Raw genomic sequence first — 19,526 nt, forward strand, 5'->3', positions numbered from 1 at the left:
TTCGTCCTGCCCGAGACGGGAGCGGCGCAAGAGCTCCGCTACCTGCTGGGCGAATGGACAGGCGACAGTTTCGCGCCAATGCACGCGATCCGCGACGGCCTCTGGCGCGCTGCGCCGCCCCCGCCAGAGCGACGCGTCGACGTCGCCGTCATCGGCGCCGGAATAGCGGGACTCGCCGTCGCGGCGCTGCTCAAGGACCGCGACCTGCTCGTGCTGGAGCGCGAGTCGGAGCCCGGCGGCGTCGCCAAATCCGGGCGCTGGCGCGATGTCGATTATGCCCTCGGCTCCGCCTATATCGCTGAAACTGATGGTGGCTTCGGCCAGTTTTACGAGTCGCTCGGCCTCGTCCCCCGCCCAGTCAGCGCACCGGTCGATCGGGTGCTGACCGGCGCGGCCGGCGCAGGCGATCCGCGGGACGGAGAAGGGCGCGCCGCATACGAGCGGCTGAAGGCGCTCTTGCGCCGGCTAAGCGCGAGCCCGGACTTCCCCAAGATTCCGATCGCAAATGCATCCGAGCCGGCGCTTGCCCTGGACCGGCTGTCGCTCCTCGATTTCCTCGCGCGCGAGCAGATCGACGCCGAGCTCTTTCGCCTGCTCGACGCCTACTGCCTTTCGGCGCTCGGCGCGCCCGCGGCGCAGATCTCAGCTTATGCGGGGGTCAATTTCCTGTCGGAGATCAACGCGCCGATCTACGCCTTTCGGGGCGGCAACGCGGCGATCGTCCGCGCCATGGCGGCGCGCATATCACATGCAGGCGAAGGGCGGATCCTCAAGGGCGCCGCGGTTTACGCCGTCGAGCCGGCCGAAGGCGGCTATGCCCGGATAGGCTGGTTCGACCCGCAACGCCCGGACGAGCCCCGCTGTCTCGAGGCGCGCTGGGGCAGTCGTCGCCGCGCCTTACTTTTTCGCCGGCCGTGTTCTGCGCGGCGTCGATCCCGCCGTCACGGAGCAAATGACCCGACTCCGGCAGGGGAGCTATCTCGTCGCCAACTGCTGTTTCGAGGGACCGCCGCCGGACCTGCCCTACGACAGCTGGGCGCTCGGGGCGGAGTGCTTCAGCGACGCGATCAGCGCGACGAGGATCCTGCCTGCCGGCGAGCGACCGAGGGACCACAGCGTTCTGACGGTCTACGCGCCGTTTCGCGATCCGCGCGCTGGCCGCGCGCGCCTGCTGGCGAGCGACCGCGCCGGCTTCGCCGCGCCGATCGTGGAAGAATTGCGGCGCTTCATGCCGGAGGCGTTCGGCAGGGCGCGGCTCGCGGAGGTGCGGCTGACGCGCTGGGGGCATCACCACCTCATCGCCGCGCCGGGGATCGTCGCGACCATGCGCGCGCTGCCCAAGCGCTTCGGCAATGTGCTGCTCGCCCATTCCGACGGACAGGGCATGCCGGCTGTCGAGAGCGCCATCGTTGAGGCGCTCAGCGCCGGCGACATCATCCAGAAGGGCTGAACGCCCTACTCCACGGTCACGCTTTTTGCGAGATTTCGCGGCTGATCGACGTCTTTGCCCATGAAAGTCGCGACATGATAGGCGAGAAGCTGCGCGGGAACGGCGTAGACAATGACCGCGAACGGGCCCGCGACGCTTTCCGGCATCTCGATGAAGCCGGCGAGGTCCGCGGCCGCGGCGTCCCGCGCGTGCGGCGAGCCGATGAGAATCAGATGTCCGCCACGCGCGGCGACTTCCTGGAGATTAGAGACGGTCTTCTCCAGGCTCGCGTCGGGCGGCGCGAGGACGATCACCGGCATGGCGTAGTCGATGAGCGCGATCGGCCCATGCTTCAGTTCGCCCGCCGCATAGCCCTCTGCGTGGATGTAAGAGAGTTCTTTCAGCTTCAGCGCGCCTTCCAGCGCCAGCGGGAAAGCCGGTCCGCGGCCGAGATAGAGCACGCTGGAGGCTCGCGCCACGTCGCGCGCCACGGGTTCGATCTGCGCCTCGCGCGCAAGCGTCTGCGCCATCTGCCCCGGCGCGGCGACGAGTTCGGCGACGAGTTCGCGTTCGCGTTCCTTGCTCAGCACGCCGCGGGCCCGTCCGAGGGCAAGCGCAAGACAGGCGAACACCGCCAGCTGGCAGGTGAAAGCCTTCGTCGAGGCGACGCCGATCTCCGGGCCCGCCAAGGTCTGCGCGACAGTGTCGCTCTCGCGGGCGATCGTCGAAGTTTCGACGTTGACGATCGAGAGAATGTGCTGGCCCTGCTCGCGGGCGTAGCGCAGGGCCGCTAGCGTATCGGCGGTCTCGCCGGACTGCGAGACGAGAATAGTCAATCCGTTCTCGGGCAGCGGCGCCTCGCGATAGCGAAATTCGGACGCGATATCGATGTCGACCGAAAGGCGGGCGAAGCGCTCCAGCCAGTAGCGCGCCACGAGGCCGGCGTAATAGGCCGTGCCGCAGGCGGAAATCGTCACGCGCGAGAGGGCCTGCGGGTCGAATTTGAGCTCGAAGGGCAAGCGAACGACGCCCTCGGCGAGATCGAGATAATGCGCCAGCGTTCGACCGACGACCTCCGGCTGCTCGTGAATCTCCTTCGCCATGAAATGGCGGTAGTTGCCCTTGTCGACCAGCAAGGATCCGCCGAGCAACGGCTGGAAGCGCCGCTCGACGAGATTGTCATTGGCGTCGTGGAAGCGCGCGCCTTCGCGCGTGAGCGTCACCCAGTCGCCCTCGTCGAGATAGGCGATGGACGTCGCGAATGGCGCGAGCGCCAAGGCGTCGGAGCCGAGATAGGCGCCTTCGTCGCTCCAGCCGACGGCGAGCGGCGATCCGCGCCGTGCGCCGATCAGAAGATCGTCTTCGCCCTCGAAGAGAAAGGCGAGCGCGAAAGCCCCCTTGAGCCGCTTCAACGCCGCCGCTACGGCCGCCTCCGGCGTCGCGCCGTTGCGCAGCTCTTCGGCCACGAGATGCGCGACAGCCTCGGAATCGGTCTCGGTCGAGAAGATGTGGCCTTTCGCGGTCAGTTCGGCGCGCAGCTCGCGAAAGTTCTCGATGATGCCATTATGAACCACCGCGACGCGGTCATTGGCGTGCGGGTGGGCGTTGTTTTCGGTGGGCCTGCCATGGGTCGCCCAGCGCGTGTGGCCGATGCCGACCGCGCCGGAAAGCGGCGCGCTCGCGAGTTTTTCTTCCAGATTCTTGAGCTTGCCGCTCGCCCGCACGCGGGTGAGCCTACCGTTCTCCAGAGTGGCGATTCCGGCGGAATCATAGCCTCGATATTCGAGACGCTTGAGCGATTCGACGATTTTCCCGGCGACCGGACCTGTTCCAATAATTCCCACAATGCCGCACATGACGCCCTCCAAAGCGATTTATAGCAAGAGCGCCGCCAAAGCGATGAGGTGAACTTGGATGAATAGGCGCAAAACCCGATGTCACCCCTTTTTGGACTTTTTCGCGGCCTGCGTTTCGCGGAAGCTCGCCGCCCAGCCCGCCTTCTCCATCTGCCGCCCGCGGGCCACGGCGAGCGCGTCTGGCGCGACATCTTTGGTGATGACTGAGCCAGAGCCGACATAGGCGCCCTGCCCGATCGTCACCGGCGCGACAAGGGATGAATTGGAGCCGATGAAGGCGTTGTCGCCAATCGTGGTGCGATATTTGAGAAAGCCGTCGTAATTGCAGGTGATGGTTCCTGCGCCGATGTTGGCGTTCGCGCCGATATCGGCGTCGCCGATGTAGGTCAGGTGATTGACCTTGGCGCCTCGCGCGACATTGGCGTTCTTGATCTCGACGAAATTCCCCACCTTGGCTTTTTCCGCCAAAGCCGCGCCCGGACGCAGTCGGGCAAAGGGGCCGACCGTCGCGCCTTCGCCGACGCGCGCGCCTTCGAGATGCGAGAAGGCGTGGATCGCGGCGCCGTCGCCGATCTCAACGCCCGGCCCGATGACGACATGCGGCTCGATCACGACATCGCGGCCGATCACGGTGTCCGCCGCAAGAAAAACCGTTTCCGGCGCGATCATCGTCGCGCCTCTCGCCATGGCGGCGCGGCGAAGACGCGCCTGCGCGACGGCCTCCGCCTGCGCAAGCTGAAGTCGATCGTTGACGCCGAGCACTTCGGTTTCGTCGGCGATGACTACTGTGGCGTCGCGTCCGTCCGCGCGCGCGAGCTCCACCACGTCGGTGAGGTAGAACTCGCCCTTGGCGTTCTTGTCGTCGATCTTCTCGAGCAGACGCAGCGCGCAAGCGCCGTCTATGGCCATAAGACCGCCGTTGCAGAGCCTGACGGCGCGCTCTTCCGCGCTTGCATCCTTTTCCTCGCGGATCGCCACGAGGCGGCCGGCGGCGTCACGCAACAGCCGCCCATAGCCGAAGGGGTCAGCGGCTTCAAAACCCAGCACCGCGACGGCTGCGCCCCCCGCCAGCGCGGCCCGCAGCGCGCCGATCGTCGGCGCGGTCACGAGCGGCGTATCGGCGAAGAGCACAAGGAGGTCGTCGCCGCCTTTGGCGATGGCGTGGCGGGCGGCGAGAACGGCATGCGCCGTGCCGCGCCTTTCGCTCTGCACGAAGATTTCCGCCTCAGGGACAAAGCGGCGCGCCTCCGCGCCGACGTCGTCGCGGTCCGGCCCGACGATGACGGCGACGCGGCCGACGCCCGCCGCCATGGCGCTCGACAGCACATTGCCAAGCATCGAGCGCCCGGCGACTTCGTGCAGCGCCTTCGGACGGTCGGATTTCATCCTTGTGCCTTCACCGGCGGCGAGGACGATCGCGAGCGCGCTTCTTTCTGTCGGCATCAGGCGCCCAGAGGCTAGTCGTTGCGCAAAGAGCCGGCGAACGGGCCTGCTCAGGCCGGGGTTCTGGCAGATTCGCGCGGCGGAGCGCAAGCCGCCGCGGCTTTCGCGCGCAGCCCTCAAAAACCGCCAAGAAAACCATTTTGTCTCCCTAGCTTTCTTGTATAGAGGGGCTGTCGCCCGCGGCGTAAAAACGCTGAATCGCCCATTCTGGGCCGCGCGGATCGGCCTCCTTGGTAGCTCATGTTTGAACGTCGAGATGTGTTGAAAGCGGGCTTGGGCGCAATCGCGGCGGGGTTCGTCCCGCCGTCAAATGCGGGAGCCGCTGGCCAGGCGCCCTCGACGATTCAAAAGGCTGCGCCATTCTCGCGCGACATGGTCGTCGAACTCGCCCGCGCGCTGGCCACGAAGCCGTATACCCCGCCGCGGACCGACCTGCCCGAGCCCTTCGCCAATCTCTCCTACGAACAATTCGTAGGGATCAAGACGAAGCCGGACGCCGCGATTTGGCGCCATGACAATACGGGTTTCTGCATCGAGCCGCTTCACCGCGGCCATATTTTTGCGGCGGCGGTCGACATCTATCTCGTCGAGAACGGCGCCGCCGCGCGGCTGCCTTACGAGTCGAGCCGCTTTGACTATGGCGCGCTGAACATCCCCGAGGCGCTTCCCGACCTCAGCTTTTCGGGCTTTCGGGTCCTTCACGCCCAAAATGGCGGCGCGGAGGCGGAACTCGCCATATTCCAGGGCGCAAGCTTCTATCGCGCCGTCGCCAAGGGACAGAATCTCGGCGTTACGGCGCGGGGGCTTTCAATTCGCACCGCCGATCCGCGCGGAGAGGAATTTCCCGCCTTCCGCAGCTTCTGGATCGAAAAGCCGGCGCTTGGCGACCAGGCGCTCGTCATCCATGCGCTGCTCGACTCGCCCAGCGTCGCCGGCGTCTATCGCTTTACGTTGCGGCCGGGCGAAGCGACCCTCATCGACACTGAACTGACGCTCTATCCGCGCACCGCGGTCGATCATTTCGGGCTCGCGAGCTTTGCTGCGACCTCGTTCTTTACGCCCCTCGATCGCCCCAAGTCCGACGATTACCGTCCGATGGTGGCGGACATCAACGGCATTCAGATGCTCACAGGCCAGGGCGAGTGGCTCTGGCGGCCCGTGTCGAACCGCGAAATTCTGCAGTTTTCCTCCTTCGTCGACGACAAGCCGCAAGGCTTCGGCGCGCTGATGCGGCAGCGCGACATCGACGACTATGAGGACGACCAGCAGCATTGGGAGCGCCGCCCGTCGCTGTGGATCGAACCGCTCGGGGAATGGGGCGAAGGCGCCCTGCAGCTCGTCGAGATCCCATCGGAGTCCGAAGTCAACGCCAATATCGTCGCCTATTGGCGGCCCAAGACGGCTCTCGCCGGCGGCAAGGAGACGGCTTTCGCCTACCGGCAGTTCTGGTGCTGGGAGCCGCCCACGCGGCCGCCGCTGGCGATCGCCAGGAGCGCGCGCTCGGGCCGCGCGCCGGGCGGCAAGCTCCGCCGTTTTATTGTCGTTTTTTCCGGCGACGTGTTCGCCGATCCGCAACGCACGGCGCAGCTGAAAGCGGCGTTGACGACATCCCCGGGATTGGCGACCAATATTCGGACCTATCTAAATCCGTCGGCGAAGTCCTGCCGCGTCGCCTTCGACGTCGACCCCGCCGGCGAGAACTATTGCGAGCTTCGGCTCGTTCTGCAGTCGGACGAGCGCCCAATCAGCGAGACCTGGCTCTACAGATGGACGTCGTGAACTTCGCCGCCTCAGACGAACCGCCGCAGGCAAGCGAGTGGCGGACTGCGCAGGCCGATGCCGCGGCCGCGCCGCCAACGCCGATCGAGAACCGGCTGTCGATGCCGGCGCAAAACCTGTTCAAATTCGACAAAAGGCAGCGGCGCAAGACCGAAGCGCCCTGGCTGTGGCGCACGCCGTGGTCCGCCCGGCTGGTGACCTTCGGCGGCGGTTTTGCGCTGACCGCCTACGGCGCCCACGAAATGTACAAGGTCATCGACGTCGGCGGGGTGACGACGTTGAAGTGGGCGCTGCTGGGGCTGTTCGTCCTCAACTTCTCCTGGATCGCGCTGTCCTTCGCAAGCTGCGTCGTGGGCTTCGCGTTGCTGATGCGCCACCGTCGGCGCCCGCCTCTGCCGTCGGCGCTCGCCGAGACGACGGCCGTCGTGATGCCGATCTATAACGAGGCGCCGAGCCGCGTCTTCGCCGCCTTGCAGACCATCTACGAAGACGTGCAGGCGACCGGCCTTGGCGCGCATTTCGACTGGTTTTTCCTCTCAGACACGACCAATCCCGACATCTGGGTCGCCGAAGAGCGCGCCTTCATCGGCATCCGCCGCCGGCTCGGCCCGCAGGCGCGCATCTTCTACCGCCGCCGCGAAAAGAACACCGGGCGCAAGGCCGGCAATATCGAGGATTTCGTCTCGCGCTGGGGCGGCGCCTACAAGCACATGGTGGTGCTCGACGCGGACAGCCTGATGAGCGGCCCGACCATCGTGCAGCTCGCCGCCGCCATGGAGGCCGATCCCGACAGCGGCATCATCCAGACGCTGCCGCTCATCATCAATCGCAATACCCTCTTCGCCCGCGTCCAGCAATTCGCCGCGCGCATCTACGGCCCGGTCATTGCGATGGGACTATCGGCCTGGATGGGCCGCGACGGCAATTACTGGGGGCATAACGCGATCATCCGCACGGAAGCCTTTGCGAAGCACTGCGGTCTGCCCGACCTGCGCGGCCGGCCGCCCTGGGGCGGCCATATCCTCAGCCATGATTTCGTCGAGGCGGCGCTCATTCGCCGCGCCGGCTACGCCGTCTACATGATGCCGACGCTCGGCGGCTCCTATGAGGAAAGCCCGCCCTCGCTGATCGACCTGTCGATCCGCGACCGTCGCTGGTGTCAGGGCAATCTGCAGCATTCGCGAGTCCTCGTGGGCAAAGGCTTCCACTGGGCGTCGCGGCAGCATTTCCTCACCGGCATTTTCGGCTATCTGACCTCGCCGCTGTGGCTGCTGCAACTGCTCATCGGCATCGTGATCGTCTTTCAGGCGAGCTATTTCCGGCCGGAGTATTTTACCGGCGAGTTCGCGCTCTTTCCCACCTTCCCGCGGTTCGACGCCGAGCGCTCGCTCGAACTGTTCGGACTGACGATGGGCATTCTGCTCGCCCCCAAGCTGTTCGGCCTGATCGTCGCCATTAACGAGCCCGAAACCCGCAAAGGTTCGGGCGGCGTGATCATGCTGCTGATCTCGACGCTTTTCGAAGTCGTGCTGTCGGCGCTGCTGGCGCCGATCATGATGCTGATCCAGACCGGCCACGTGCTGCATATCGTCTTCGGCTTCGACACCGGTTGGGATCCCCAGCGGCGGGACGACGGCTCGGTGCCGTTCACCGACATCGTCCGTCGCCATGTCTGGCATGTGGCGCTGGGCCTCTTGAGCCTCATCGCCGGCATGTTGATTTCGCCTTCGCTCGTCGCCTGGATGTCGCCGACGATCGCCGGCCTCGTGCTCGCGATCTTCATTTCCTGGGCGACCAGCCAGCGTTGGCTCGGCCTCGTGTTTCGCCGCGCCGGCGTGCTGACGACTCCCGAGGAAACGACGACGCCGCCGATCGCCAAGCGCGGCAAGGCGCTCTCCAAGGCGCTGGCGCGGGCGGACGAAGACGACGTCAACGGTCTGCTCGCCATTCACGCAGATCCCGAATTGCGCGCGCTGCATGAAAACTGGCTCCCGACGCGCCGTTCCAGGCAGCGGGGCCAGATCAGCGCCGACCGGGCGCTGGCGGAAGCCAAGATCGCCGACGCGGAGACCATCGAGGACGCGATCGCCTGGCTCAATCGCGGCGAACGGCTGGTGGCGCTCTCCGATCGCGCACTCATCGGCATGATCGCGCGTCTGCCGCGTCGAGCGGCGCTCGCGGCCGCTGCGCAGCGGCCGGTGCGCGCCGCCGAATGACCGCGGCCTGAAACGGGAGGCTGGCCGGCTCTTGACGCCTATCTACAAGATCGTTTCGCAATCTGATTGGCGCGCGGCTGAGGCGTCGGGCGTTTTTGCCGGCGCGGCCGTCGATCTCGCCGACGGCTTCATCCATTTTTCTGCTGCGGATCAGGTTGAGGAAACGGCCGCGAAATATTTCGCCGGTCAAACCGACCTGCTGCTCGTCTGCGTGGACCCTGCCGCGCTCGGCGACGCGCTCAAATGGGAGGTTTCGCGCGGCGGCGCGCTCTTCCCGCATCTTTACGCGCCGCTTTCTTTCGATGCGGTGGCGCGCGTCGAACCGCTGCGTCTTGGCGCGGACGGACGGCACGATTTTTCCAGCCTCCGCAAATGACGGATGCCTTCGCGATCGCGTCGCCGCTCTTACGCCTGCTCGACGCCGAAACGGCGCATCGCGCAACGATCGCGGCGCTGAAACTGCTGCCTGCTCGCGCGCCGAAGCCGGACGACGCGCTTCTCGCCGTTTCGGCCTTCGGCCTCGACTTTCCCAACCCGATCGGCCTTGCCGCAGGCTTCGACAAGAATGCTGAAGTCCCTGATGCGATGCTCGGCTTCGGATTCGGCTTCGTCGAAGTCGGGACGCTGACGCCGCGCGCGCAGCCCGGCAATGCGCGTCCGCGCGCCTTCCGTCTCGTCGAAGACCACGCCGTCATCAATCGTTACGGCTTCAACAATGACGGCCATGCGCCCGCGCTGGCGCGTCTGGAGCGCCGAACTCAGGGAGGAATCCTCGGCGTCAACGTCGGCGCCAATAAGGACGCGACAGATCGAGTCGCGGACTATGTCGCGGGCGTGCGCGCCTTCGCCGAAGTCGCCAGCTATTTCACGATCAACGTCAGTTCGCCGAATACGCCGGGCCTGCGCGACCTGCAGGAGCCCGAAGCGCTCTCCGAACTTCTCGCGCGCGTGATCGAAGCGCGTGACGGCGCGCGCGTGAGGCGTCCCCTGCTCCTTAAAATCGCGCCGGATCTCTCGCTCGCGCAGCTCGACAGAATCGTGCGCGTCGCGCGCGATCAGCGCATCGACGGCATGATCGTGTCGAACACGACGATCTCGCGCCCCGCAACGCTGCGCTCGCATTTTGCGAAGGAGAGCGGCGGCCTCTCAGGCGCGCCGCTGTTCGATCTCTCGACGCGCATGCTCGCGCAAACATTTTTGCGCGTTGAAGGACAGTTCCCGCTGATTGGCGTCGGGGGCGTCGACAGCGCGGAAGCGGCGCGCGCCAAGATCGAAGCCGGCGCGACGCTGGTGCAGCTTTATTCGGCGCTCGTCTATGAAGGGCCGAGCCTCGTCGCGCGCATCAAGCGCGGGTTCCTTGACATGCTCGCGCGCGACAAAGATGCGCTGACAAATAGGATCGGCAAGCGCGCAACGACATTCTGTCGCACGCAATGATCGCTCGGCCGCGAGCCTAACGCGTCGTCTTCCAAATAGGGGCACGCGATGCTATCGAGCGCTCACTCAACGCAACGAGGAACGACGATGACCGAGCATATCTGGCTGGCGACGGGCGAAGCGACGGTTCTGGCCGCGGACGGACAATATACCGACGCGATGCCGGAAGTGATGATCGGCAACGTCAAGGGCCCGGTGGGGCACGCCTTCGCCAGCATGGCGGGTCAGGTCGCCGGCCATCCGCGCATGTTCGTCATCCGCGACCTCAATCAGCAGGTGCGGCCGGCGACGATGATGACCACCAAGATGACGGTCAAGTCGGAAGACTATGTCGAGCTTCTCGGCGGCGTCGTGCAGGCGGCGACCGGCGACGCCATCGTCGACTGCGTCGCTGAGGGGATTCTCCCGAAGGATCAGCTCAACGAGCTCTGCATGATCATCATGGTCTGGCTCGATCCACGTTGCGCGACGCATACGGAGCTCGACAAGAAAGATCTCTATCGCACCAATTACGAAGCGACGAAGCTCGCGATCTCTCGCGCCATGAAGGGCGAGCCGACGGCCGACGAACTCATCGCCAACCGCAAGAGCGTGCAGCACTACGCGCTTGAGGGCGTGTTCGAAGACTGATCGTCGCTCTGGACGCGCACGCCGATGATCATGCCGTCCTCGAACCAGCTTGAAAGACATTGCGCCAGCCGCTCTGGCGCAATCTCGCCCGACTGCTGGAACGCCGCCATCTGACAGATGTCGCCGAAGACGTGTCCCGCGCGCGCTTCGTTGAGCGCGACATATTCGTCGGGCTCGATCTGGCGATAGGCGGATTCGAGGTCGACCCGCCACACGGCCGCATATTCGAGCCGATCGCTCGACGCGGACTTGTCGACCTGCGCCGGCGCCTCATCGCCGACCGCGGCGTCATAGGCCTCGACTGTCCCCGCCGTGAGTTCGAGCAGCGTCAGGCTGGGATCGAAAACGAAGGCGAGACGCGGCCAATCCTCGGGCGGAAATTCAGCCAGCGCCTGCACTGGCAACGGCGTTTCGTCGCGGGAGTCGAAGGCGTCGACCATCGCGCGCTCGAACAGCGCCATCGATATGGCCGCAGCATTCTCACGCCAGCGCGCACTTTCCCGCATGAAATCGGGCAGTCCGGTCGTAAACCAGCGGGCGTTTGGATCGTGCGACGGACGCTCGTCGATGTAATCGTCGACCAGCGCGTCAAATGTCTCGTCTCCGAGAATCGCCCGTAGGCCAGGGTGATCCTCCGAAACGAAGTCAGCCAATCGTATTCGATAGCCGCTCTGATAGACGCCGAGCAGCGTCTCCGGCGTTGCGCCGCGCGGCGACGACTGAAGCTTATCGAGGAGAGGCTTGTCGGCCTCTCCAGAGCCGGCCAGCACGCGCGCCTGAAACAGCGATTGAAAGTCGGCGAGCTTCATGCGGCGGTGAGCGCCTGTTCTTTTGAGATGCGGGCGTCGATGTCGCGCATGTGCTGGAGTTCGTCGAGCAGTTCCGAAAGCGGCGGGTAGTTGTCGTCGCGCTCGATCATCGCGGAGACGTCGCCGCAGCGCCGGCGCGCGTGTTCGTAAAGCTCCCAGACTTCCGCGCAGACCGGCTGGTCATGCGTGTCCACGCGATGCGTCTCGTTATTGGTGTGCCCCGCCATGTGGAACTGAACGACGCGCTCGGCCGGAACGCCGTCGATGAAGGCGATCGGATCGAAACCATGGTTGAAGCTCGAAACGAAAACATTGTTGACGTCAAGCAGCAACAAGCAGTCCGCGCGCTCAGCCATCTCGCGAACGAACTCGTGTTCGCTCATCTCGGAGCCGATAAAGGAAACATACGTCGACGCGTTTTCGACGACGAGCTGGCGCTTGAGGAAATCCTGCACCCTCTGAATCCGCTCGACGATATGCGCCAGCGACTCGCGCGTGTAGGGGATCGGCAGCAGATCATGAAGCGTGACGCCGTGAACCCCGGTCCAGGCGACGTGATCCGAAATCCAGGCCGGCTGAACACGCTCGGCCAACGCCTTCAGCTGCCGCAAATAGTCGAAGTTGAGCGGATCGGTGGAGGCGAGCGACATGGATACGCCATGCATCACGACGGGATAATCGGCGCGTATCCGGTCCAGCATCGCCATTGGCCGGCCGCCGGCGAGCATGTAATTTTCGGAAATGATTTCGAACCAGTCGATCGGCGGGCGCGACGAGATAATCTCGTCGTAATAGACGGGCCGCAGTCCCAAGCCGTAGCCGAGCGGCGCGGGCTTTTCCATATTGCATTCCCCTCTCAGGCATCGCCGTTCATGCCGGAGCCTCGCAGCGTGGCGGGGACGGCCTCAAAGCCGCCCCCGCGCAACCCGCTTACTTGGTGTGGCAGCGGCTCTTCATGTTGCAGTGGCCCTTGTGGTGGTGACACTGGGCCTTGTGGTGGCACTTCGCCATGCCGCGGCAGGTGCCCTTTGCGCCGCAATGCGTCTTGGCGTGGGTCGACTTCGCGGAATGCGCATGAGCCGGCGCAACCGACGCGCCGCTCAGAGCAAGGGCGACGGCGGCGGCGGCAAGAGCCGAACCTGAAACAATATTAGGCTTCATTTCTTTCTCCTCTTATATCCCTATCGCAACGACGGGAAGTCGACGCTCTCGCCGCCTAAGCGACTCGAGCGAAGTTTTGCTGCGCTCGCTAAGTTTTTGGCTGGCCGCGGCTTCGCTGAGAACGCCGCTGCTGCGAGCGCCAGCTCTACCGGACGCCCCGACGCTGGAAACGAACCTGGCATTCATTGGTTCCCTGACGCTTGAGCCGAGCTGTCGCGCCGAAGCTTAGCAGCACATGAACCTATGCTTGAGCCTGCGATTCTGCTAGCAAGAATTTCGCCAATGAGCGCACGCTTTCTGTTAGGTTTAATATATAAAAACAGTATATTGTTAACATATTGCGGTGCAATATCATGGCTTTGCTTGTAGCAAGCCTTGCCGCTTCTCTTGCGAACGCGCTTGCGGCGGCGGCGCGCCGCTGATAGATAGGCCGCGCGCCGGAGATCAAGCCGGCGCATTCGCTTTGGTTTTCGACCTCGGGCCGCGCCGGCAGTTCGCTCACGCGAACTTTTCGTCCAGCCTCGCGTTTTAGCCGCGGGGGACGTCCGATCGCCGAAAGCCGATCTGCAACGCTAACCTTTCGCCGGCGCCGTCCCTTCGGGGGCTCCCAGGAGAAAAAATGTCCGCTACTACCGATCGCGCGCCGACGCGCGAAGACTTCGCCGCTCTGCTCGATGAGAGCTATGGCCAGAACGAAGCCTTTGAAGGCTCCGTTATCAAGGGGCGCGTCGTCGCCATCGAAAAAGACGTGGCCGTCATCGATATCGGCCTGAAGACCGAGGGCCGCGTTCCGATCAAGGAATTCACCGGCTATGGCCGTGACCCCGCCCCGCAAGTGGGCGAGGAGGTCGAAGTTTATCTTGAGCGCGTCGAGAACGCGCTCGGCGAAGCCGTCATCTCGCGCGACAAGGCGCGCCGCGAGGAGAGCTGGGTCAAGCTCGAAAAGGCCTTCGAGACCAATGAAAAGGTCGACGGGGTCATCTTCAATCAGGTCAAGGGCGGTTTCACCGTCGATCTGGACGGCGCCGTGGCCTTCCTGCCGCGCAGTCAGGTCGATATCCGACCGATCCGCGACGTCGGCCCGCTGATGAACGTGCCGCAGCCGTTCCATATCCTGAAGATGGACCGCCGCCGCGGCAATATCGTCGTCTCGCGCCGCACCGTGCTCGAGGAGAGCCGCGCCGAGCAGCGTCACGAGATCGTCGCCAACCTCGAAGAGGGACAGGTGATCGACGGCGTCGTGAAGAACATCACCGACTACGGCGCCTTCGTGGATCTCGGCGGCATCGACGGCCTGCTGCATGTCACCGACATCGCCTGGCGGCGCGTCAACCACCCCTCCGAGGTGCTGACGATCGGCCAGACCGTCAAGGTCAAGATCATCAAGATCAACCACGAGACGCACCGCATCTCGCTCGGCATGAAGCAACTCCTCGAGGATCCGTGGCAGGGCATCGAGGCGAAGTATCCGATCGGCGCCAGATTCCATGGCCGCGTGACCAACATCACCGACTATGGCGCTTTCGTCGAACTGGAGCCTGGCATCGAGGGCCTCGTCCACGTCTCCGAAATGAGCTGGACGAAGAAAAACGTTCATCCTGGCAAGATCGTCTCGACGAGTCAGGAAGTCGACGTTCAGGTGCTCGAAGTCGATCCGGTCAAGCGCCGCATTTCGCTCGGCCTCAAGCAGTGCCTGCAGAATCCCTGGGAGGCATTTGCCGAGAAGCACCCGGTCGGCTCGTCCGTCTCCGGCGAGGTGAAGAACAAGACCGAATTCGGTCTCTTCATCGGCCTCGACGGCGATGTGGACGGCATGGTCCATCTGTCGGACCTCGACTGGAACCGTCCTGGCGAACAGGTGATCGAGGAATTCAAGAAGGGCGACATGATCAACGCCCAGGTCCTCGACGTCGACGTCGAGAAGGAGCGCATTTCGCTTGGCGTCAAGCAGCTTGCGGGCGATCCGTTTGCTTCGGTCAGCGCCGAAGAAGGCGGCGAACTCAAGAAGGGCGTCGTCGTCACCTGCGAAGTGATCGAGGTCAAGGAATCCGGAATCGACGTCAAGATCTCCGGCACCGACCTCACCACCTTCATCAAGCGCAGCGAACTGGCTCGCGACCGCGCCGACCAGCGCCCCGAACGGTTCGCCGTCGGCGAGAAGGTCGACGCCCGAGTGACGCTGTTCGACCGCAAGGCGCGCAAGGTCTCCGTGTCCATCAAGGCGCTCGAAGTCGCCGAGGAGAAGGAGGCGATCGCGCAGTACGGCTCTGCCGACTCCGGCGCTTCGCTTGGCGACATTCTCGGCGCGGCCCTCAAGGCCCGCGAGGAAACCCCCAAGAAAGGAAAGAAGTCGGAGGAGTAAGATCTCCCGACCGCTCAGATTCGAGCCCGCGCCGCAAGGCGCGGGCTTTTTTCTTGAGCGCGTTCATGGGCGCGGCGTGAACCATTCATTTACCAAAACTCGATTCATGCAAAACCGTTAACCCTAAGTTCTGAAACGACGGCGCAATCTCTGCGCGTTTCCCGCCCGCGTCTCCCGCGGGCCGCCGGAGTCGCGTCATATGAGCGTTGCCGACCTCGACCCCCACTACAGGCGTTATGCGCAGCCGCTGCGCGCCCGCCCGGCAGGCGCGCGTGCGGCGATCGGAATGGGCGTCGGTGCGACGCTGATTCTGCTCGCCGCGCTGACTCTTTCTCCGCGCGGCGCCGCGGTGACGGAGACGAAGGTCGTCGCGAATGTCGAGCGGCCGCGTGCGGCTGTCTCTGCGGCGGGCAAGATTTCCGCGAAGATATCCGTTGAAGCCATTGAAGCTTCCGCGCTGATGGCGAAGCCGTTCGGGGCGTTCGACATCGCCGCTCCGCAGTTCGACGGGGAGAAAAAGACGATCGCCGTGCGCGACGGCGAGAACGGCTCGGGCCGCATCGACACGATCGCCATCGGGCAATTCGCAATGGGCGCGCCGTTCATCCGCGTCGACATTCATCAGGACATCGTCGCCAAGGAGAAGACGTCGGACTTCTTCCTCGACATGACCCGGCATGCCGCCCAGGCGGGCCTGAATGTCGCGAAAATCGGCCAGCCAAGCGCGCTCATCACCAAATTCGGCCCGTTCGAGACTGCTGAAATACGCCTGTCGCAACCCGCATCCGAAGGCGTCGCCGCCAGCGAACGCAGCTGTTATGCGACGCGCTTCATCGATGGGAAGCTGGCGCTCGAAATCGCCGGATTGGCGTGCGGGGAAGCGTCGCGCCCCCTCGATCGCGTTGCGCTTGGCTGCTTGCTCGACGGCGTCGATTACACGGTGAGCGCCGACAACCCTGCCCTGAAAGACTTCTTTGCGCAGGCGGCGTCGACCAGCAGCATCGGTTGCGCGCACATGTCTCGCGATGACCTGACGGCGACCATCCCGACGCAAAAGAACGCCAAACGCCCGGGCTCGGGAGCGCGCCGCGCGCATGCGAAAACATCGCGGCAAGTCCTGCAGCCTGCGAATTAAGCGTTCTTCGAGCGGACGCATTCACCCTGACGGCGGATTGCCGGCGGGAAATGGCTGCTTCAATTCGCTTTTGCAAAACGATCCGCTATTATGATCTCCAGCGTTCAGTCCAAAGGGGATCGCGATGCGCAAGAATGAGATGCTGTCGGCGGGGCTCGCCTGCCTGATGTTGTTTGCGGCGGGCGACGCGCTCGCCAAGTCGCGCTATCGCGTCGCCTCCGGCGCCCCCGTTTGCTGCGGTCGCGGCCCGATCGACATCGAGCGCCGCAGCTGGCTCGATCCCGGCACCCAGGTGCCGGTCGGCAGCACCAATCGCTATATGGTCCAGCAGACCTACCTCAATCACGATCCCGTCGAACGCAACCAGCGCAGCTGGTATATGCAGGAGACGCTGCCGCAGCGCCCGCCCTACAACGCCAGCATGATCGTGCCTTACGACGAAGGCTTCCCGTTCTGGTGGCCGTAAGCCCGGCTTATTGCATCAGTCTTGACTTGAGGAGCGTCTTCCTTTAGCTCCTCGCCAGCCTGACGCGACCCCATCGCGCCGGGCATGCACCCGTGGCGTTTGCTCTCAAACGCCTGTCGGCCGGATCCCGGCAGAGGAGGGCGCGTTCTTGAGACCCCGGCGCTGCCGGGCGGACGAGAGACGCGGAACTGGGCGACGCTCGAGCGCAAGGCTCCGGGCGATTTTTCGTCTTTTCCCTCTCTCGCGCCAAACGCGACGATGAGAGGACGATAGTTAAGTGACGAAGCGCGCAGAAGCAAAATACAAGCTCGACCGCCGCCTGGGCCAGAACATCTGGGGCCGTCCGAAGAGCCCCGTGAACCGCCGCGAATACGGGCCGGGACAGCACGGCCAGCGGCGCAAGGGCAAGCTCTCGGACTATGGCACGCAGCTGAAAGCCAAGCAGAAGCTGAAGGGCTACTACGGAAACATCTCGGAAAAGCAGTTCCGCAAATACTATGCGGAAGCCATCCGCATGAAAGGCGACTCGGGCGACAATCTGATCGGCCTGCTGGAGCGCCGCCTCGACGCCATCGTGTATCGCGCGAAGTTTGTTCCGACGGTTTTCGCCGCCCGGCAGTTCGTCAACCACGGCCACATCCGGGTCAACGGCAAGCGCGTCAACATTCCGTCCTATCAAGTGAAGGTCGGCGACGTGATCGAGGTGAAGGAAGCTTCCAAACAGGCGGTGACCGTTCTCGAATCCGTTCAGCTCGCCGAGCGTGACACGCCGGAATATTATGACGTCGACCACTCCAAGATGGTCGCGAAGCTCAGCCGCGTGCCGCACGCGACGGAAGTGCCCTACCCGGTGCAGATGGAGCCGAATCTCGTCATCGAATTCTATTCGCGCTAAGGTCCAACGAGCAAAACACGCGAAAACAGCCGCATTGAGCGGCTGTTTTTTTATGCCCAATTCTTGACTGTCCCCGCCCGATCGGAAAGTCTAAGCGCAAAAGCGCGCCACTGAACGCAACTTTCAATAGACGTTCGGAACGGCGCGGAAAAGTAAGGGAGAGCAGCTTGTCCGGGCTATCGAAGAAGCGGCCGGAGGAAAGAGAACGCAGTCAGCGTCCGCTCTGGATAGCGATCGGCGGATTGCTGGTCAGCGTCATCAGCTACACCATGAAGGACCTGATGCTCGGCGACGTCGTTTTCTGGTTCGGCGTCGTTCTCGCGTTTATCGGCGTGCTCTACTGGTTCATCAAACCGAGGCACGGCATGTAGCCTCCCGTTGGTCAGCGTCGCCTCGGGCCAGATTTGAATTGCCACAATTGCCGAAGACGGTATGGTCTTCCGCGTCGCAACAATACGGACTGCACATGCGCTTCGCTCTCCTGCCCCGCCGTCGTTTCCTTGTCGCCGCCGCCTGCGCGCTTATCGCCGCGGCGCCCGCCTACGCCGACAAGTCGCCCTCGGGCAAGGTCTCCACCGACGAGCTGATGGCGCCTAACGCGCTGCCGGACATCGTTGAAGGCTCTGCGAACGCGCCAGTGACCATCGTCGAATACGCCTCGATGACCTGCAGCCACTGCGCGGCGTTTCATAAAGACGTCTATCCCGAGCTGAAGAAGAACTACATCGACACGGGCAAGGCGAAATTCATCCTGCGCGAATTCCCGCTCGACCCGCTGGCGACGGCCGCGTTCATGCTCGCGCGCGAACTTGGCGACAAGCGCGACGCGGTGGTCGACCTGCTGTTCTCTCAGCAGAAAAACTGGGCGTTTTCAGATAAGCCGCTCGATGGTCTGGCGAACGTCTTGAAACAGGCTGGCCTCGGCCAGGAAAAGTTCGAGGCGGTTCTCAAGGATCAGACCCTCTACGAGAATGTGAACAAGGTGCGCAATCACGCGGCCGAGAAATTCGGCGTCAACTCCACGCCGACCTTCTTCATCAACGGCGATAAATACACGGGCGAGATGAGCGTCGCCGACCTGGACCAGATCATCGCGGCGAAGTCCGCGGCCAAGCCAAGCAACTGACGCAGGCGCGTCGCCGGATCAGTTTATTTGGAGCGGCGCGATTGCGCTAGAACGCGGTCCGCCGCTCCAGCGCCGCTGCAAGCGTTCCCTCATCGAGATAGTCGAGTTCGCCGCCAACTGGCACGCCATGGGCAAGCCGCGTCACTTTCACGCCTGACGGCGACAGCAAGTCGGCGATGTAATGCGCGGTCGTCTGTCCGTCGACGGTGGCGTTGACGGCAAGCACGACTTCGCGCGTCTCCCCGGCGCGCGCGCGCGCGACGAGGCTTGCGATGGCGAGATCGTCGGGGCCGACGCCATCGAGCGGCGACAGCACGCCGCCGAGCACGTGATAGCGCGCATTGAGCAGCCCTGCGCGCTCCAGCGCCCACAGGTCGGCGACTGTCTCGACGACAACGATGATCGAGGCGTCGCGGCGCGCGTCGCGGCAGATCGTGCACGGATCGCTCGTATCGATGTTGCCGCAGACCGAGCAGAGAACGATGCGCTCCTGCGCCACGCGCATCGCTTCGGCGAGAGGCGCCAGCAGTTCTTCGCGTTTGCGGAGGAGATGCAGCACTGCGCGCCGCGCCGACCGCGGACCGAGCCCTGGCAACTTGGCCAGGAGCTGCACCAGCTTTTCGATTTCGGGGCCGGCGACCTTTTCAGCCATGGCCGGATCAAGAGCCTCATGAAGGTCGCGTCAGGCCCGCGCTTTTCACGAGAACCCCACGCTAGAATGCTGCGTGTAAGTGGAAGCCTTGGGCGGCGCCATCGCGGGGGAAACGCAGCGATGCGCCAGA

The 19,526-nt window shown here is 64.3% G+C and carries 19 protein-coding genes and 1 pseudogene; 13 read left to right on the forward strand and 7 right to left on the reverse strand.

Annotation, left to right across the window (positions count from 1 at the left end):
* Positions 1-78: 78 nt before the first annotated feature.
* A pseudogene (locus AC0X69_RS04595) lies at positions 79-246 on the forward strand (NAD(P)-binding protein); the annotation flags it as partial.
* A 706-nt stretch (positions 247-952) separates the two neighbouring features.
* Positions 953-1,450: a hypothetical protein gene (locus AC0X69_RS04600; RefSeq protein WP_482613465.1), complete on the forward strand. Its 498-nt coding sequence runs from the start codon at positions 953-955 to the stop codon at positions 1,448-1,450.
* Positions 1,451-1,455: 5 nt separating this feature from the next.
* Here AC0X69_RS04600 and glmS read toward each other — a convergent pair whose 3' ends face one another.
* Complete coding sequence (glmS, locus tag AC0X69_RS04605) at positions 1,456-3,285, reverse strand: glutamine--fructose-6-phosphate transaminase (isomerizing) (RefSeq protein WP_482611733.1); 1,830 nt, start codon at positions 3,283-3,285, stop codon at positions 1,456-1,458.
* An 81-nt stretch (positions 3,286-3,366) separates the two neighbouring features.
* Positions 3,367-4,728: a bifunctional UDP-N-acetylglucosamine diphosphorylase/glucosamine-1-phosphate N-acetyltransferase GlmU gene (gene glmU, locus AC0X69_RS04610; RefSeq protein ID WP_482611735.1), complete on the reverse strand. Its 1,362-nt coding sequence runs from the start codon at positions 4,726-4,728 to the stop codon at positions 3,367-3,369.
* 240 nt (positions 4,729-4,968) lie between these two features.
* Here glmU and AC0X69_RS04615 point away from each other — a divergent pair, with 240 nt between their 5' ends.
* From AC0X69_RS04615 to fae, 5 genes are all read left to right on the forward strand, one after another.
* A complete protein-coding gene (locus tag AC0X69_RS04615; protein WP_482611737.1) occupies positions 4,969-6,507 on the forward strand; it encodes an OpgD/OpgG family glucan biosynthesis protein in 1,539 nt (512 codons plus the stop codon).
* Positions 6,495-8,723, forward strand: a complete 2,229-nt coding sequence (gene mdoH, locus AC0X69_RS04620; RefSeq protein ID WP_482611739.1) for a glucans biosynthesis glucosyltransferase MdoH — start codon at positions 6,495-6,497, stop codon at positions 8,721-8,723. Before AC0X69_RS04615 ends, mdoH begins: the two co-directional genes overlap by 13 nt.
* 31 nt (positions 8,724-8,754) lie before the next feature.
* Positions 8,755-9,099 (forward strand): DUF952 domain-containing protein, encoded by a 345-nt coding sequence (locus AC0X69_RS04625; RefSeq protein WP_482611741.1) that lies wholly within the window; start codon positions 8,755-8,757, stop codon positions 9,097-9,099.
* On the forward strand, positions 9,096-10,160 hold the full coding sequence (locus tag AC0X69_RS04630; protein ID WP_482611743.1) for a quinone-dependent dihydroorotate dehydrogenase: 1,065 nt from the start codon (positions 9,096-9,098) through the stop codon (positions 10,158-10,160). The genes AC0X69_RS04625 and AC0X69_RS04630 overlap by 4 nt, the downstream gene beginning before the upstream one ends.
* 87 nt (positions 10,161-10,247) lie before the next feature.
* Positions 10,248-10,790, forward strand: coding sequence for a formaldehyde-activating enzyme (gene fae, locus AC0X69_RS04635; protein ID WP_014890190.1), 543 nt, complete (start codon positions 10,248-10,250; stop codon positions 10,788-10,790).
* Here fae and AC0X69_RS04640 read toward each other — a convergent pair.
* The 4 genes from AC0X69_RS04640 to AC0X69_RS04655 all read right to left on the reverse strand — a co-directional run bounded on the left by AC0X69_RS04640 (position 10,760) and on the right by AC0X69_RS04655 (position 13,262).
* Positions 10,760-11,599 (reverse strand): HvfC/BufC family peptide modification chaperone, encoded by an 840-nt coding sequence (locus AC0X69_RS04640; RefSeq protein ID WP_482611745.1) that lies wholly within the window; start codon positions 11,597-11,599, stop codon positions 10,760-10,762. The two genes, fae and AC0X69_RS04640, sit on opposite strands and share 31 nt — an antisense overlap.
* On the reverse strand, positions 11,596-12,441 hold the full coding sequence (gene bufB, locus AC0X69_RS04645) for an MNIO family bufferin maturase (protein WP_482611747.1): 846 nt from the start codon (positions 12,439-12,441) through the stop codon (positions 11,596-11,598). Before bufB ends, AC0X69_RS04640 begins: the two co-directional genes overlap by 4 nt.
* Before the next feature lie 88 nt (positions 12,442-12,529).
* A complete protein-coding gene (locus AC0X69_RS04650; RefSeq protein ID WP_482611749.1) occupies positions 12,530-12,760 on the reverse strand; it encodes a hypothetical protein in 231 nt (76 codons plus the stop codon).
* Between the two features lie 241 nt (positions 12,761-13,001).
* Complete coding sequence (locus AC0X69_RS04655; protein WP_482611751.1) at positions 13,002-13,262, reverse strand: hypothetical protein; 261 nt, start codon at positions 13,260-13,262, stop codon at positions 13,002-13,004.
* A gap of 117 nt (positions 13,263-13,379) precedes the next feature.
* Between AC0X69_RS04655 and rpsA the strand changes: the two genes are divergently transcribed.
* From rpsA to AC0X69_RS04685, 6 genes are all read left to right on the forward strand, one after another.
* On the forward strand, positions 13,380-15,122 hold the full coding sequence (gene rpsA / locus AC0X69_RS04660; protein ID WP_482611753.1) for a 30S ribosomal protein S1: 1,743 nt from the start codon (positions 13,380-13,382) through the stop codon (positions 15,120-15,122).
* A 199-nt stretch (positions 15,123-15,321) separates the two neighbouring features.
* The gene (locus AC0X69_RS04665) at positions 15,322-16,257 is read left to right on the forward strand and encodes a hypothetical protein (protein WP_482611755.1); all 936 of its coding nucleotides are present in this window, start codon (positions 15,322-15,324) and stop codon (positions 16,255-16,257) included.
* A 124-nt stretch (positions 16,258-16,381) separates the two neighbouring features.
* Positions 16,382-16,723: a hypothetical protein gene (locus tag AC0X69_RS04670; protein ID WP_482611757.1), complete on the forward strand. Its 342-nt coding sequence runs from the start codon at positions 16,382-16,384 to the stop codon at positions 16,721-16,723.
* A 277-nt stretch (positions 16,724-17,000) separates the two neighbouring features.
* Positions 17,001-17,618, forward strand: coding sequence for a 30S ribosomal protein S4 (rpsD, locus tag AC0X69_RS04675; protein ID WP_482611759.1), 618 nt, complete (start codon positions 17,001-17,003; stop codon positions 17,616-17,618).
* A gap of 167 nt (positions 17,619-17,785) precedes the next feature.
* The gene (locus tag AC0X69_RS04680; RefSeq protein WP_482611761.1) at positions 17,786-17,989 is read left to right on the forward strand and encodes a hypothetical protein; all 204 of its coding nucleotides are present in this window, start codon (positions 17,786-17,788) and stop codon (positions 17,987-17,989) included.
* Between the two features lie 95 nt (positions 17,990-18,084).
* Positions 18,085-18,744, forward strand: a complete 660-nt coding sequence (locus AC0X69_RS04685; RefSeq protein ID WP_482611763.1) for a DsbA family protein — start codon at positions 18,085-18,087, stop codon at positions 18,742-18,744.
* A gap of 46 nt (positions 18,745-18,790) precedes the next feature.
* Here AC0X69_RS04685 and recR read toward each other — a convergent pair whose 3' ends face one another.
* Complete coding sequence (recR, locus tag AC0X69_RS04690; protein ID WP_482611765.1) at positions 18,791-19,396, reverse strand: recombination mediator RecR; 606 nt, start codon at positions 19,394-19,396, stop codon at positions 18,791-18,793.
* Positions 19,397-19,526 lie beyond the last annotated feature (130 nt).

This window comes from Methylocystis sp. Uni0008 (genome assembly GCF_056838045.1).

Excerpts from the sequence above, each read along its gene's own strand:
- AC0X69_RS04665 (WP_482611755.1), top strand. The coding sequence starts at position 15,322 with ATGAGCGTTGCCGACCTCGACCCCCACTACAGGCGTTATGCGCAGCCG.
- rpsA (WP_482611753.1), top strand. The coding sequence starts at position 13,380 with ATGTCCGCTACTACCGATCGCGCGCCGACGCGCGAAGACTTCGCCGCT.
- glmU (WP_482611735.1), bottom strand. The coding sequence starts at position 4,728 with ATGCCGACAGAAAGAAGCGCGCTCGCGATCGTCCTCGCCGCCGGTGAA.
- fae (WP_014890190.1), top strand. The coding sequence starts at position 10,248 with ATGACCGAGCATATCTGGCTGGCGACGGGCGAAGCGACGGTTCTGGCC.
- AC0X69_RS04600 (WP_482613465.1), top strand. The coding sequence starts at position 953 with ATGACCCGACTCCGGCAGGGGAGCTATCTCGTCGCCAACTGCTGTTTC.
- mdoH (WP_482611739.1), top strand. The coding sequence starts at position 6,495 with ATGGACGTCGTGAACTTCGCCGCCTCAGACGAACCGCCGCAGGCAAGC.
- AC0X69_RS04640 (WP_482611745.1), bottom strand. The coding sequence starts at position 11,599 with ATGAAGCTCGCCGACTTTCAATCGCTGTTTCAGGCGCGCGTGCTGGCC.
- recR (WP_482611765.1), bottom strand. The coding sequence starts at position 19,396 with ATGGCTGAAAAGGTCGCCGGCCCCGAAATCGAAAAGCTGGTGCAGCTC.
- AC0X69_RS04630 (WP_482611743.1), top strand. The coding sequence starts at position 9,096 with ATGACGGATGCCTTCGCGATCGCGTCGCCGCTCTTACGCCTGCTCGAC.
- AC0X69_RS04650 (WP_482611749.1), bottom strand. The coding sequence starts at position 12,760 with ATGAAGCCTAATATTGTTTCAGGTTCGGCTCTTGCCGCCGCCGCCGTC.
- AC0X69_RS04615 (WP_482611737.1), top strand. The coding sequence starts at position 4,969 with ATGTTTGAACGTCGAGATGTGTTGAAAGCGGGCTTGGGCGCAATCGCG.
- glmS (WP_482611733.1), bottom strand. The coding sequence starts at position 3,285 with ATGTGCGGCATTGTGGGAATTATTGGAACAGGTCCGGTCGCCGGGAAA.
- AC0X69_RS04670 (WP_482611757.1), top strand. The coding sequence starts at position 16,382 with ATGCGCAAGAATGAGATGCTGTCGGCGGGGCTCGCCTGCCTGATGTTG.
- bufB (WP_482611747.1), bottom strand. The coding sequence starts at position 12,441 with ATGGAAAAGCCCGCGCCGCTCGGCTACGGCTTGGGACTGCGGCCCGTC.
- AC0X69_RS04685 (WP_482611763.1), top strand. The coding sequence starts at position 18,085 with ATGCGCTTCGCTCTCCTGCCCCGCCGTCGTTTCCTTGTCGCCGCCGCC.